This is a genomic window from Leptotrichia shahii (assembly GCF_008327825.1).
GTDB classification, from domain to species: Bacteria; Fusobacteriota; Fusobacteriia; order Fusobacteriales; family Leptotrichiaceae; genus Leptotrichia; species Leptotrichia shahii.
Map to the genome: position 1 here is coordinate 1,425,855 of NZ_AP019827.1, position 14,133 is coordinate 1,439,987.

General features: G+C 30.0%; 14 protein-coding genes. 1 reads left to right on the top strand and 13 read right to left on the bottom strand.

The annotated features are described in order from the left end of the window. Nucleotides 1-42: 42 nt before the first annotated feature. The 3 genes from F1564_RS06605 to F1564_RS06615 all read right to left on the bottom strand — a co-directional run bounded on the left by F1564_RS06605 (nucleotide 43) and on the right by F1564_RS06615 (nucleotide 2,364). Nucleotides 43-864, bottom strand: coding sequence for an SH3 domain-containing protein (locus tag F1564_RS06605; RefSeq protein ID WP_018449688.1), 822 nt, complete (start codon nucleotides 862-864; stop codon nucleotides 43-45). Between the two features lie 39 nt (nucleotides 865-903). Beyond that, complete coding sequence (gene deoC, locus F1564_RS06610) at nucleotides 904-1,569, bottom strand: deoxyribose-phosphate aldolase (RefSeq protein WP_018449687.1); 666 nt, start codon at nucleotides 1,567-1,569, stop codon at nucleotides 904-906. An 87-nt stretch (nucleotides 1,570-1,656) separates the two neighbouring features. Next, nucleotides 1,657-2,364, bottom strand: coding sequence for a GntR family transcriptional regulator (locus F1564_RS06615; protein WP_026231171.1), 708 nt, complete (start codon nucleotides 2,362-2,364; stop codon nucleotides 1,657-1,659). A 175-nt stretch (nucleotides 2,365-2,539) separates the two neighbouring features. Here F1564_RS06615 and F1564_RS06620 point away from each other — a divergent pair, with 175 nt between their 5' ends. Next, nucleotides 2,540-3,283, top strand: coding sequence for an SDR family oxidoreductase (locus F1564_RS06620; protein ID WP_018449685.1), 744 nt, complete (start codon nucleotides 2,540-2,542; stop codon nucleotides 3,281-3,283). A 315-nt stretch (nucleotides 3,284-3,598) separates the two neighbouring features. On the opposite strand, the gene F1564_RS06625 is transcribed toward F1564_RS06620, so the two are convergent. From F1564_RS06625 to F1564_RS06670, 10 genes are all read right to left on the bottom strand, one after another. After that, the gene (locus tag F1564_RS06625) at nucleotides 3,599-4,504 is read right to left on the bottom strand and encodes a CorA family divalent cation transporter (RefSeq protein WP_018449684.1); all 906 of its coding nucleotides are present in this window, start codon (nucleotides 4,502-4,504) and stop codon (nucleotides 3,599-3,601) included. Between the two features lie 106 nt (nucleotides 4,505-4,610). Next, a complete protein-coding gene (locus F1564_RS06630; protein ID WP_018449683.1) occupies nucleotides 4,611-5,030 on the bottom strand; it encodes a hypothetical protein in 420 nt (139 codons plus the stop codon). A 6-nt stretch (nucleotides 5,031-5,036) separates the two neighbouring features. Further along, nucleotides 5,037-5,963 (bottom strand): 16S rRNA (cytosine(1402)-N(4))-methyltransferase RsmH, encoded by a 927-nt coding sequence (gene rsmH / locus F1564_RS06635; protein WP_018449682.1) that lies wholly within the window; start codon nucleotides 5,961-5,963, stop codon nucleotides 5,037-5,039. A gap of 175 nt (nucleotides 5,964-6,138) precedes the next feature. Beyond that, the gene (locus F1564_RS06640; protein WP_018449681.1) at nucleotides 6,139-6,699 is read right to left on the bottom strand and encodes a DJ-1 family glyoxalase III; all 561 of its coding nucleotides are present in this window, start codon (nucleotides 6,697-6,699) and stop codon (nucleotides 6,139-6,141) included. A gap of 183 nt (nucleotides 6,700-6,882) precedes the next feature. Further along, on the bottom strand, nucleotides 6,883-8,589 hold the full coding sequence (gene ptsP / locus F1564_RS06645; RefSeq protein WP_018449680.1) for a phosphoenolpyruvate--protein phosphotransferase: 1,707 nt from the start codon (nucleotides 8,587-8,589) through the stop codon (nucleotides 6,883-6,885). 73 nt (nucleotides 8,590-8,662) lie between these two features. Next, nucleotides 8,663-9,427 carry an ankyrin repeat domain-containing protein gene (locus F1564_RS06650; protein WP_018449679.1) on the bottom strand — a complete coding sequence of 255 codons (765 nt, stop codon included), beginning with the start codon at nucleotides 9,425-9,427 and terminating at the stop codon, nucleotides 8,663-8,665. Between the two features lie 513 nt (nucleotides 9,428-9,940). Further along, entirely contained in the window at nucleotides 9,941-10,726 is a 786-nt protein-coding gene (locus F1564_RS06655; protein ID WP_018449678.1) for an ABC transporter ATP-binding protein, read from the bottom strand. 2 nt (nucleotides 10,727-10,728) lie between these two features. Next, nucleotides 10,729-11,871 (bottom strand): ABC transporter permease, encoded by a 1,143-nt coding sequence (locus F1564_RS06660; RefSeq protein WP_018449677.1) that lies wholly within the window; start codon nucleotides 11,869-11,871, stop codon nucleotides 10,729-10,731. A gap of 119 nt (nucleotides 11,872-11,990) precedes the next feature. Next, a complete protein-coding gene (locus tag F1564_RS06665; RefSeq protein WP_018449676.1) occupies nucleotides 11,991-12,962 on the bottom strand; it encodes an ABC transporter substrate-binding protein in 972 nt (323 codons plus the stop codon). Between the two features lie 152 nt (nucleotides 12,963-13,114). Further along, nucleotides 13,115-14,083: an ABC transporter substrate-binding protein gene (locus F1564_RS06670; RefSeq protein ID WP_018449675.1), complete on the bottom strand. Its 969-nt coding sequence runs from the start codon at nucleotides 14,081-14,083 to the stop codon at nucleotides 13,115-13,117. Nucleotides 14,084-14,133: the final 50 nt, after the last annotated feature.

Genomic DNA, 14,133 nt, shown 5'->3' on the forward strand with positions numbered 1-14,133 from the left:
TAATATAAAATTTTTGTATGAAATTTTTGTATTTTCAAATTTTTAATCAATATATTTTTTCAACTGACTTTTATGAATAAAACCTCGATATTCCTTTATTTTTGAGAGCTTATTACTTTCATCAGGATACTCAACATCAAAAATATAATACCAGTCGCCAAATTTTGTAATATATTTCACAACAGTTCCATTATCCATTTTTGAAACAATTTTTGATTCTTTTGTCGGTTTTTCACGCAAATTCGCATATCCATCCTTTGAACTCACTTCATATTTTTTTAAATCAAAAGGTTCATTCGGATCTGTAAATTCTTCTTCCAAATCCTTTGATTTTTTCGTTTTAACTTCAGTAATTTTCGATTTCGCACCATCAACTCTCTTTAATTCTGTAGCATAAGCGTAAACAGTCGTAAAATCACATTCTGTATACGGCAAAACCTTTTTTATCTTAACTGTCGCTGGAACTTCAAATTTCCCTTTACTAATTTTTTGCATTTTTTTGTACTCTTCTGGAAAACTTTTCTTCAATGTTTCAGTTATAATTTTCTCATCCTTAGCTGCTTCCTTTTCATAATCCACATTCACATCTGGATTATTATAGTCAAAATCTCTAAGCCTCAAAACTAACGGTTTCCCATTCACAATATCCTTATTTTCAGGATAAAACAGCATTTCGCCATATCCAGTACCCGAGCAAGGCACCTCTGGATCACTTTTATCCCAATCCATCTTAAAAATCCCTCTTAAATTCAAAATTACATCGTTATCAGTCAATAAAATTTCTTGAGCATTCGTATTTTTTCCAAAACTAATTACAGAAATTAATAGTAAAAATACAAAAAATAAATAATTTTTAAATTTCATCTTTCCCACCTCTTTTTTTATTTAAGAAAATACAAAAATTTAATATCCAGAACCTTCGTTCTCAGCCCCAGTCACAATCGCAATTCCAGAACTTGTTCCTAATCTTTCAGCACCCAGTTCAATATATTTTTTCGCAGTTTCAAAGTCTCTCACTCCACCACTTGCCTTAACCTTAGCTTTATCTCCAACTGCTTTTTTCATAAGTTCCACATCATCAAATGTAGCCCCTCCAGTTCCAAAACCTGTCGAAGTTTTCACAAAATCAGCATTCGCATTAACAGCCAATTCACACGCCTTCACTTTTTCCTCATCAGTCAAATAGCAAGTTTCAATAATCACTTTCAAGATATTTTTTCCAATCGCTTCTTTAATTCTTCTAATTTCGTTTTCCACCAAATCGTAGTCCTTATCTTTCAATGCTCCAACATTAATAACCATGTCAATTTCTGAAGAACCATCTTCAATCGCCTTTTTCGCCTCGAATACCTTTACATCAGTCGCCATAGCCCCCAAAGGAAACCCAACTACTGCTGCAACCTTTACATCACTATCCTTAACTTGACTAAAAGCATACTCAACATTTGCCCCATTCACGCAAACTGAATAAAATCCATATTTTTTAGCCTCTTCACATAATTTTTTTACATCTTCTCTCGTAGCACTCGCCTTCAAAATTGTGTGATCGATAAATTTGTTTATTTCCATTATTATCATTTCCTTTCTTTAATTTGTTATTTGTTGTTTTTATTCCATTACTACTATAAGTATACCGACTTTTTAACCTTTTAGCAACTACCTTTTAGCAATTGCCGTAAAAGTAAATTTATCAGGATGATAAGTTATTGTTTCGTATTGAAAAAGATTTCCGTTGGATAAATAGGCGTAAGTTTCAATAACTACAACTCTGTCAATATTTTCCAGATTTATATACCGTCTTTCTTCATCTGTTGCACTTCTGAACTTTATTTCCCGCCTTGAATACGATATTTTTAAATTCAGTTCATTTTCTAGATATTCATAAATAGATTTGCTGGCTATTTCATCATTGAGATAGGTTACTATTTTTCTATCAAAATAAGAAGTGGCATACTGCACAACTTCGCCATCTAAGGAATAAGTACGTACAACTTTGTAAAAATCAGCAGTTTTAGAAACATTAAATTTTTCCATCAGTTCCTCGACACCTTGTACTATATATAGACTAACTAAATTTGCCTTGACATCTATATTTTTTATCTTATTCAATTCCTGAAACGTCTGTATCGAAGTAAGCGAAATATTTTTCAAATCCCCTTTTTCCAGCACAATCGACTTTTTTCCCTTTATTTTTTGAATATATCCCTCAGACTCCAATAATGCAAGTGCCTTTCTCACAGTAAGCACCGAACAGGAATAATCTATCGCCAAATCAGCCTCACTTTTTAGATAGTCTTTTGACTTTAATTTTCCATCTTTTATTTGTTTTTTTATATTTTTATAAACTTCCTTATATTTACTCATTTCACAATACCTTTCCATAGTAATTAATATATTATACTTTAATTTATTTAAAATAACAACCACAATATATCTTTTTCATTTTCTAAAACATCTATATATATGTATTGACTTTTTAAAAAGATATGTTATAATAAGTTTGTAAGAAAAATTAATTACTCAAAGGAGATGATTTAAAATGGCTGTTAAAAACAAAGTCGTTATCGTTACAGGAGCTTCTTCAGGAATTGGAAAAGCTACTGCAAAATTATTAGGGGAAAGTGGAGCAAAAGTCGTACTTGCTGCAAGAGATAAGGAAAAATTACAGCAAGTTGTTGCTGAAATAAAGGAAAAAGGAGGAGAAGCCACTTACAAAGTGACAGATGTGTCAAAAAGAGAGGAAGTAAAAGCATTGGTTGATTTTACAATTTCTAAATATGGAAAAATAGATGTTATTTTCAATAATGCAGGATTAATGCCAAATGCACCATTGTCTGAACTAAAGAATAGCGAATGGGACGAGATGATTGATGTAAATTTAAAAGGTGTCCTAAACGGCATAGAAGCTGTACTTCCTCATTTTATAAAACAAAAATCTGGACACGTTATTAGCACATCTTCTGTTGCTGGATTAAATACATATCTTGGAGCAGGAGTTTACTGTGCCACAAAACATGGTGTAAAAGCTCTAATGGAAGTGCTTAGAAAAGAAAGTGCCAATGAAAAAATGAATGTCCGTACAACAACATTATATTTAGGAGCATTTAAAACTGAACTTGCAACACGTATCACAAACAAAGCAATCAAGGAAAGAATTGAATTTCTTTACGACACAATTGGAGCAGATCCTATAATAGTTGCCGAAGCTGTAAAATTTGCGATTGACTTGCCTGAAGAAGTAAGTATGAATGAAATCACACTTTATCCAACAGCACAATTATAAACTTATTTAAACTTTTTCTTAAAAGAATACTTTGATTGATAAAGTTATTTGTTTTGATTTAATTTAAAATATTTCTTGAAAATATGTTATTAGTTTAAATGTACAGTTTTTTAAATAGACTATTCTTGATTTAAACTAAATATTATTCTTTTGACTGCACCTCTAATCTTGTTTATATCCAAAATTTTAGGTGCAGCTTATTTTTTCAACATTTATTTAATCTTACAATAAATTTTCATTATAGATTTTTTCACTAATTAAATACAAATCTTAATATTGCGGGAAAATTTTTTTGTTTTATACTACATTTATATTTTACAAAACTTTCTTTTTCAAATATTTCCACAAAACTATCATTAATACTGTCATTATTATAAAAATTATTACTAATGCCCAAAATCCTGTATCCTGAAGCGGTAATTTCACATTCATTCCATAAAAGCCAAAAATCATATTTGGAACTGTAATTAATATTGTCGCTGCAGCTAAAACTTTCATTGTGATATTCATATTATTGCCAATGTATGAAGAGTATGTTTCCCGTGTTGTTTTACAAATTTCACAATACGAAGACGACAAATCAAGTGTAAAATTTATTTCTTGTAAAATTCTCGTCATGTATTCCTCAAATTGCTGAAATTGCTCATCTTCTTTCAAATTCTCAACAACATAATCCAAGTTTCTCATTGCAATATTGTAAACATAAAAACCTTGCTCCACTTCCGAAAGTGAAATCAGTTTCTCATTACTTTGCTGCTCCCTCAAAACCGTTTCAATCTTGTCGTGTTCTCCAATTAAAATTCGTACATATTTATACAAACTTTGAGAAACTTTATGAAGCATATTTAGAAAAAAACGATTTTCTTCAAGAATCTCATCTCTTAACTCAGCATATTCCTCAACAAAATCATAAAAATCTTCATAATAATCATCATCTAAAATGACAATCTTATTCTCTCTCATACAAATTACAATTGGATTAATTTCGTAAGATGTAACCTCTTTATCTATCACAGGTTTCTTCACAGTCGGATAATACAATTTATAAATTTCCCAGTCTGATTTTGAGATCCTTGGAGTAAAAATTTCTTCATCAATTACATTTTTTATTTTTTCCTCATCCATCTCCAATCTTTCAGACACAATTCTATAATCTTCATCTTTTAAATTATACACATAAGAAATTGTTTTCCCGCTTTTCGTATTTATTTTTTTTATCATAATTACCTTTCCCACTATTTTTAAAATTTTTATTCATGCTTAGATTACATCAAATCTGTAATTAAAAAAATATAACACGATTTATTATGTTATATTTTCTTAATTATTATTTTTGTAAATCTATATATGTTGGGTTATTTGGAATAGAAAAACCTTTTTCTTTTGCTTTCTGTTCTTGACTTTTCAAATCGTCACTATTGATAAATTTATTATCTAATCTTTCAACTTCTTTTTTTAATTCCTTTAATTCAATTTCTTTTTTTTGTATTTTTCTACCTAAACTTACCACATCATATCCTGCAAAAGATCTTAATAATGCTACCGCTGTTACAATCATAACATAAAACATAACGGTCTTTATAAGTTTTTTGTCTAGTCCTGCAGTTCTGGAAAGTTTTCTTTTAACTTCTGTAGGAGCTACTATTTTTTTTCTTTTTGATTCTTCATGTGATCTTGCTGTATTTGTAATTTTTGGAACATTTAATATTTCCATATGCATTTTTTTATTTTTAGATACACCATTCATACTCCTTTATTCACTCCTTTCAAAAATTCTCAATTTTGCCGAATGTGCCCTGTTATTTTCTTCTAATTCTAATGTCTTAGCAATTATCGGCTTTCTTGTAATTATCTTTCCTAAACTTTTTTTATTACATACACAAATTGGTATATCCTTTGGACAAGTACAAGGATCTTCATATTTACGAAATTTTTCTTTTACAATCCTATCTTCCAAAGAATGAAAAGTAATTACCAAAAGTCTGCCATTTTTATTAAGTAATTTAACTGCCTTATCCAACGTTTCACTCAAGACTTCAAGTTCTTTATTTACAAAAATTCTAATTGCCTGAAACGTTCTTTTAGCAGGATGCCGTTTCATACTTTTCCCTATTGACTTTATAACAATATCTACAAGTTCTGTCGTAGTTTCAATAGGCTTATTTTTCCTATATTCTACAATTTTTTTTGCAATTCGTCGAGATTTTGGCTCTTCACCATATTTGTAAATAATATCAGCAATCTCTTTTTCAGAAAATTCATTGACAACTTCATAAGCACTTATTTTTAAATTGCTATCCATCCGCATATCCAATCTTGCCTCGAATCTGTATGAAAAACCTCTTTTAGCGTTATCCAGCTGATTTGAGGAAACTCCTATATCCATCAGTATTCGATCTACTTTTTCAAACCCTCCAAGATAAACAGCCGTATCAATATTTTTAAAATTATCCTGAAATATCTGAAGTTTATTTCCAAATTTTTCTAGTCTTGTTTTAGCAAATTCAATAGCCTGCATATCTTGATCAATTGCAATAACATTTGAATTTTCAGAAGAATTTTCTAGAATACCTTGTGTATGCCCACCGCCGCCAAGCGTACAATCAACATAAACTGCATCCCTATCTGTTATTATATTGTCCATTACTTCGTCAAACAGCACAGGCTTATGATATTCCATATACTCCTCCCTCCTAATATTTTTAAAATTTCAAATTTTGTACATTGCAATTAAATTAGCAATTTGTAATCTAGTTAATTATCAAAGCATTTTATTTCTTTTACAATTACTGAAACATTTTATCATACTTTTCTTATTTTTTCCATATAACTTTTTAAATTTTTTATTTTTTATTTTAAAGCACAATTTCCTTTGCAATTCTTTCAGCCGCTTCTTTCCCTAAAAGTTCGTTAATAATCACAAGTGAAAAATCCATTGCAGTCCCAGCACTTCTACTAGTTATAATGTTCCCATCCACAACAGCTCTTTCATTTTTCAATAATGCCTTCCCCTTTAACAAATCATCTTCACAAGCTGGGAAGCACACCGCATTTTTTCCTTCCAAAATTCCAAGGTTCGATAACACTGTTGGAGCAGCACAAATAGCAGCAACTCTTTTATTTTCAGTATCTTTTGAAAATTTCAAAATATTATCCAAAAGAAGCTGTGATTTAAAATAATTTTCCGTTCCTGGTCCACCAGGCATTACAAGCATATCATAGTCTGAAAACTCAATTTCTCCAATAACTTTATCAACTAGTATTCTCACTTTTCTTGCGCTTTCCACAAGATTATCATCTGTAATTGAAACCGTATCCACATCAATTCCAGCTCTTTGAAGCAAATCAACAGGTGTTATTGCCTCAATTTCTTCAAATCCATTTGCTAAAAATACTGCAACTTTTTTTTCTTTCATAATATTTTTCACTCCTTCATTGTATTATTTAATTTATTTGATGACAATAAGTTTTACTTCTTAACAAAAAATTATAAAAATTTATTAATAAAAAATAACATTAATAATTTTTATTTAAAAAAACAAATAAAATTATAAAGACAAAAAAGGCTAATAAATGTATCACTAGCCTTTTTTTATCTATTAAACTAATTTTTCTATAACACCTTCAGGTGTATCTTGTTGCAAAATTAAATCTCTAAATTTTTGTGCATCAGCGTAACTACTATTTCTAATTATTTTTTTAACAGTTAAACCAGATGAAGCACTCATACTGAATGAATCAAGCCCCATTCCTAAAAGTAATTTAGTTGCTCTCTTATCTCCTGCAAATTCTCCGCACATACTTACACTTATATGAGCTCCATGTGCAGCATCAATTACCTTTTGAATTGCTTCCAATACAGCAGGGTTAAATGAATTATATAAATTTGAAACCATTTCATTTCCTCTGTCTACTGCTAAGAAATATTGAGTCAAGTCATTTGTTCCAATTGAGAAAAAGTCAACTTCTTTTGCAAATTTATAAGCAATAATAGCTGTTGAAGGAGTTTCAACCATTATTCCAACTTTTATGTTTCTATCGTAAATTTTTCCGATTTCATCAAGTTCTTTCTTACATTCTTCCAAAATGGCATTTGCTTTTCTGATTTCATTAATTGAACTTATCATTGGATACATAATTTTAATTTGTCCATATTGAGATGCTCTCAAGATAGCTCTTAACTGAGTTTTGAACATATCTTTGTTTTCCAATGAGATTCTAATTGCTCTGTATCCTAAGAATGGATTTAATTCTTTTGGCAAGTCTAAATATGGTAATTCCTTATCTCCACCAATATCCATTGTTCTTATTGTTACAGGCTTTCCTTGCATTTTTTCAGCAACTACTCTATATGCTTGATATTGTTCTTCTTCAGTTGGGAAGTGATCAGAATTCATAAATAGGAATTCTGTTCTGTATAATCCAATTCCAGTTGCTCCAGATTCAATTACAGCATCAACGTCATTAGGACTTCCAATATTTCCCCAAATATCAACTTTTCTTCCATCAAGAGTAATTGCATCTTCATGAATTAATTTTCTTAATTCTTCTTTTTCTTTTTTTAATGCTTCTTGTTTTTTAACATATTCATTAACCAGTTCATCAGATGGTTCTAGGTATAGTTCTCCTGTTTCTCCATCCATAACAACAATTTCTCCATCTTTAACTTCTTTCAGAATCCCTTTTACTCCAACTACTGCTGGTAATTCAAGTGATCTTGCCATAATTGCTGAGTGAGCTGTTTTTCCTCCAACTTCTGTAATAAACCCAATACAGTTTTCTAAATCCAATTGAGCTGTATCAGATGGAGTCAAATCTTCAGTTACAACAATTGTTCCAGATTCCAAGTTACTTAAGTCATGAATTTTCATACCTAGTAAATTTTTAAGCCATCTTTTACCTATATCTTTCAAATCAGCAGCTCTTTCTCTTAAATATGGATCATCCAATTGTGAAATCATATCACAATATTCATTAATTCCATCATGCAATGCTTTTGCAGCTGGAAGTCCATCTTCTTTAATTTTATCTTCAACTTCCGTAATCAAATCATCATCTTCAAGAAGCATAATATGACCATCAAAAATTGCTGCTTTATCTTCACCCATTTTCTCTTTTACTTTTTCTCTAATTGCGATTAACTGAGTTTTAGATTTTTTTAATCCATTTTCCAATTTTGCAAGTTCAGCTTCAATTGTTGAATTTTCATCCTTAGTTTCCGGTACAACAATTTCCTCTGTTATAAAAAGTAATACTTTACCTATAGATACTCCTTCAGAAGCACCAATTCCTGTCATTCTTTTCATTTTTTTCTCCTTATATATAAAATTTTTTTAAGTAAATTTAAAATAGCTTCCGATAAGCTAATAATATTTAATTTTAATGATACTTACTTCGGTTAGCTTTTATATGATCTCTCAATATTTTAACGATTTCCCCTTTTCCAAATTTTACCGCCATATCCATTGGAGTCCCGCCATGCTTGTCAGTAATTGTTGGATTAGCTCCATACTGTAACAGTATTTTCACAATTTTTACATTTGCTTTTAATGTTGCATCTTCAAGTGGAGTCCATCCGTCTACCGTACTTCCAATATTTGCAAGTTTAGGATCTTTTTTTAAAAGCATTTCCACTGCTTCTTCATTTTCATAATACGCAGCTGTTCCGACAGTTGTTCTATTAAAAATTGGATGTCTTTCATATAAATTTGCTCCATTTTCAATCAAGAGCTTTAAGATTTCATGATTTTTTGCTTCAATAGCAACAACAATCGGCGTATATCCATCCTGACTCTTAGAATTTATATCAACTAATCTGCCATCTCCCTCAATTAATGATGATTCACTTAAGTTTACTCCGTATACTCCTGCAGACCTATTTATATATTTATCTGTCAACATTTTACGAGTTCTAATATTTTTTTCCGTTGCAAGATAAAACTGCACATATTTATTATTATGCTTTCGGATAGCCTCAAATAGCAATTTTATTTGTTTTTCTCTCGCATCTTCCTCTTTTTTTTTTATTACTAAATTTTCTCCCGTATTGTATTTAAAAGTTATAGGGAATATCATTTGGCTGAAAAGTAGCAAAATTATAACAAAAATTATTTTATTTCCTTTAAATAAAAAAAAATTAATCACTTTTTATACCTCACTGATAATATTATACCATATCATTTTAAAAGTGCAAATACTTTTTCCCACTTTACTATAATTTTTTTAGTATTTTTATATTTTTATTGCACTTAATCTCACTAATATTAAATAATAAAAAAAGGCTGTCCCATTAAGATATTATACTATTTTCCATTAAACCGCAGACCAGTCATAATTTCTTTGCAAGGGGTCTTGATCCCTTGTTATCAAATAATATAAAACATGATTTCTATTTTTTAAATGGATTTAGTATTAAAACTACCAGATTATATATATTTATTATTTTTATAAAACTAAAAAAATCATATTTTTTAATTTTTAAAAATATATAATATTTATTTATAGTAGTAAAATTATTTTTAATTTATGAGACATCCTCAATTTTTTATAATATATTTTATGATAAATAAATATGTTTAATAAAATAGATTAAAGCCTCCTATAATAAACATATTTAAACAAATTTCTAAAAATTTTCAAAATAAACCAACACTTATTTTAAAATATATCCTTATCAGACAGTTTTGCATCTTTTGTTCTAAACATTTCAAGCAGTTTTTCTACTGTCAATTTTTTCTTTTCTTCACCTTTTATATCAAAAATCACTTCTCCTGCATGAAGCATGATTAATCTATTTCCATAAGTTATGGCATCTTGCATATTATGTGTTATCATTAGGCTTGTTATGTTATTCTTTTCAATAATTTCCTTTGTTTTTTCAAGAATTATTTTAGAAGTTTGAGGATCAAGTGCCGCTGTATGTTCATCTAGCAGTAATATATCTGGACGGTTTAAAGTTGCCATTATTAATGACAGACATTGCCGTTGACCACCTGATAGAAGTCCTACTTGTGTAAATAGCTGATTTTCTAGTCCTAATCCTAAACTTGCCAACTGCTTTTTGTAAAATTCTATATTCTTTACATCCAGTCCAAATGTAAAATTGAACCGTTTACCTTTATTTTTAGCCATTGACAAATTTTCCAGCACTGTCATCGAGGGAGCTGTTCCCATTGTTGGGTTTTGGTAAACTTGTGAAATCCATTTTGCTCTTTTGTGCTGAACGACATTTGTTATATCATTTCCATTTAAAATCACGTTTCCGCCATCTGGGATAATTTGCCCGTTTAATACATTTAAAAGAGTAGATTTTCCTGCACCATTACTTCCGATAATCGTTATAAAATCCCCATCATTTATTGTAAAGTTTAATCCTTTAAATACCTGCTTTTCTGTTCCTAATTCAGAGAAGAAAGTTTTATATAAATTTTTTAATTCTATCATTATTATGCTTCTCCCTTCTCAATTAATTTTACCTTTTTCTTACCTTTTTTAGATTTATTAATAAGTTCATTCCACAAAATTGCAGCCAAAATTACCGCTGTTATTAATTTAACATCTGTCGGCTTAACTTCGAGTATCTTTATAACATTATCACTAAAGTGAAGACTTTCATAAATACTTCTTGTCCAGCTATTTGACATTAATGCCAAGTTTATTATAAAGTAATACATAAGCGATCCTATCGTAACAATTGAAACTTCATTTATTACACGAGATTTTTTTAATACTCCAAGTCCAAGAATTATAGCCGCAAGACCAATAACAATCGTTCCAACTCCCGACTGTAAATCCGCAACTTTAATATTTTGTGCAAATAACGCCCCAGACAATGCGACAACTCCATTTGCAAGCATTAGTCCAAATATTTTCAATCTTTTTTCATTTACCCCAAGACTCACTACAAGCTGCTCATTATTTCCCAATGCCCTTAGTGCAAATCCAAATTTAGAAGTAAGAATATAATCAATTACCATTTTTATAATAAATGCAATCAATACTGTAAGCATGAGTTTTACATCTTGTGTTTTTACTACATAAATTATCAATGCAATTGTAAAAATTATATAGACAGAAAGTGTTCTAATCATATATTTATTTTCTTTAATTTTATAGTCATAGAGCCCTTTTAATATAAGTAAAATTAAAAATGCAATTACAAAGGGTATAAAATCCTTTTTATATGAAACTATTTCATATATACTTCTGTCTGGCGAAATAAACACATTCGGCATCCCAACAATTCTGGAATTTATACTATACAGCCCTGTCATTACCAAAATACCCGAAAGAAGTCCATTAATTTTTAAATAAACATGTAATGCTCCAGTCACATATCCCGCAACCATTCCACAAATAACAACAAGAATTAATCCCATGACAGGATTTGTTATTCCAAAAAATCCATTTTTGGAAAGTGCAAATGAAGCAAATACAAACCCACCGAGCGGAAACGTTCCGTCTACTGACATATCAGGAAAATCCAGTATTTTATAAGTTAAATAAACTCCCATTACCATTATTGAATATATAAATCCTGTTTTAAAAGCCTCAGGAAGACTCTGTAAAAATACTAATAACTCATTCATCTACCTTTTTCTCTCTTTCTCTAAAAATTTATTAAATCTATTTAGCAACTTTTTTATTATCCCTATAAATAGTGGTTCATTATAAGTTCTTTAGGAATTTTTGCTAAACAGTATTTATTTTATTTTCCTACAAACTCAGCTCCATTAAATGCAGGATTTTTTACATCCAATCCCAATGCTTGTGCTGTTTTACTATTTACATAAAGTTTCATTTGTTTTGAAGTTTCAAAAGGAATTTGAGAAACAGGTTTTCCTTTAAGAATTTCAATTGCCATTTCTCCAGTACGTTTTCCAAGTGCATAATAATCTAATCCCATTGTAAACAACGCTCCTTCTTTTACTGAAGAATTTTCACTTACAACTACAGGTTTTTTTGCATTAACAGCTTCTGAAGCAATCAAATTCATTCCAGACACTACAAGATTATCTGTTGGCAAATACAATGCATCAGTTGATCCTAATAGATTTTTAGTAGCTTGTGCCAGTTCACCAAAATTATTTATCCCTTGCAATACAACTTCTATATTTTTTTGTTTAGCAATTTTTTGAATCTCTTGAACTTGAACTACCGAATTTTGTTCTGATGGATTATATAAAACTCCAATTTTTTTAACTCCAGGCTTTATTTTTAACAGCAAGTCAAGTTGAGCTGCAACGTTTTCCAATTTATCACTTGTCCCTGTAACATTTGAATTTAAAAGTTTTGCACTTGCAGGATCAGTTACAGCTGAAAATAGTACTGGAATGTCTGAAATATTATTTACTAATGCTTGTGCTGATGGCGTAGCAATACCAAATACAAGATCTTTTTTATCTGCCTTATAATTTGTAGCAATTAAATTTGCATTCGTTACTTCTCCATTTGCATTTTTTTCATCAAATTCAGCATTAATACCTGCTTCCTTAAATGCAGCCTTGAATCCTTCCTTTGCCAAGTTAAGCGATGGATGTTCCATAAATTGAGTTATCCCGATTTTATAAACCTGCTTATTTTCAGAATCCTTTGAATCCTTTTTCCCATTAACAGTATCATTGCTGTTTCCACATGCCAACATTAACATGCTCATCATTATTAACAGTATTTTTTTCATTCTATTTCCTTTCTCTCCAAATTACATTTCTTTAGTTACACTTTTACAAAAATGCATTTTGATAATCTTTTTTCGACAAGAATTCAAAACCCCTTGCCATTATAATTTAAAATTTGAATAAATTATTAAATTTATGATTATATTTTTTAATTTTATTGAATCATTTTAGCTTTAGACTTCACATCTTCAGGCAATGAAATTCCAAGTGCCGCAAGTGTCTTTTCATTTACTTCAATTTCACTAAGAGGCATTGTCTTAAATTTAATTTCGCTTGGCTTTTTACCATTTTTCAAAATCTCAATCGCCATTTTACCAGCTTCTTTTCCAATTTCATAATAACTTACACCTTGTGTAATCAATGCTCCGCCTTTAACGTGAGCCGCTTCCGCACCAAATACTATTTTTTTAGCTGCAGTTGCCTTTTCTGTAATCAAACTCACAACTGAAGCCACAAGATTATCTGTCGGCAAATAAATAGCATCTGCTTCTCTCACTAAATTATCCACTGCTTGAGGTATTTCATTTGCTTGTACAACACTTTTTTCAACAATATTCAATCCCAATTCCTTTGCAGCCTTTTTCAAATCTTCCACTTGGATTTTTGAATTTTGTTCTGATGAATTATAAATTACACCAACATTTTTTGTATTTGGAGCTATTTTTTTCAATAATTCAAGCTGCTGCTTTACATCCATTCTATCACTTACACCAGTTACATTATTCTTCAAAATCCCTGCAGACTGTGGATCTGTAATTGCCGCAAACACCACAGGTATATCATTCGTAGCTTGTGAAGCCGATTGAGCCGCATTTGTCGCAATCGCAAATATCAAATCTTCCTTTGAACTGACAAAATTATTAGCAATCAAATTTGAATTAGTTGTTTCTCCATTTGCATTTTTTTCATCAAATTCAGCATTAATACCCGCTTCCTTAAATGCAGCTTTAAATCCTTCTCTCGCACTATCAAGTGCTGGATGTGATACAATCTGCGTAATTCCAATTCTATACTTCTTAGAGCCTGTCCCAGCATTTCCGCTACTCTTACTCTCACTTCCAGAATTCCCGCAACTCAAAACCATAAGCATCAAAGTGCTTGCCAAAATCAACAATTTTTTCATAAATTTTTCCTCTCTTTCCTACTATCCTACAATTTTTTCACTATACTTGA

Coding starts and splice junctions, on each gene's coding strand:
- F1564_RS06605 (WP_018449688.1), bottom strand. CDS start 864: ATGAAATTTAAAAATTATTTATTTTTTGTATTTTTACTATTAATTTCT.
- deoC (WP_018449687.1), bottom strand. CDS start 1,569: ATGGAAATAAACAAATTTATCGATCACACAATTTTGAAGGCGAGTGCT.
- F1564_RS06615 (WP_026231171.1), bottom strand. CDS start 2,364: ATGAGTAAATATAAGGAAGTTTATAAAAATATAAAAAAACAAATAAAA.
- F1564_RS06620 (WP_018449685.1), top strand. CDS start 2,540: ATGGCTGTTAAAAACAAAGTCGTTATCGTTACAGGAGCTTCTTCAGGA.
- F1564_RS06625 (WP_018449684.1), bottom strand. CDS start 4,504: ATGATAAAAAAAATAAATACGAAAAGCGGGAAAACAATTTCTTATGTG.
- F1564_RS06630 (WP_018449683.1), bottom strand. CDS start 5,030: ATGAATGGTGTATCTAAAAATAAAAAAATGCATATGGAAATATTAAAT.
- rsmH (WP_018449682.1), bottom strand. CDS start 5,963: ATGGAATATCATAAGCCTGTGCTGTTTGACGAAGTAATGGACAATATA.
- F1564_RS06640 (WP_018449681.1), bottom strand. CDS start 6,699: ATGAAAGAAAAAAAAGTTGCAGTATTTTTAGCAAATGGATTTGAAGAA.
- ptsP (WP_018449680.1), bottom strand. CDS start 8,589: ATGAAAAGAATGACAGGAATTGGTGCTTCTGAAGGAGTATCTATAGGT.
- F1564_RS06655 (WP_018449678.1), bottom strand. CDS start 10,726: ATGATAGAATTAAAAAATTTATATAAAACTTTCTTCTCTGAATTAGGA.
- F1564_RS06660 (WP_018449677.1), bottom strand. CDS start 11,871: ATGAATGAGTTATTAGTATTTTTACAGAGTCTTCCTGAGGCTTTTAAA.
- F1564_RS06665 (WP_018449676.1), bottom strand. CDS start 12,962: ATGAAAAAAATACTGTTAATAATGATGAGCATGTTAATGTTGGCATGT.
- F1564_RS06670 (WP_018449675.1), bottom strand. CDS start 14,083: ATGAAAAAATTGTTGATTTTGGCAAGCACTTTGATGCTTATGGTTTTG.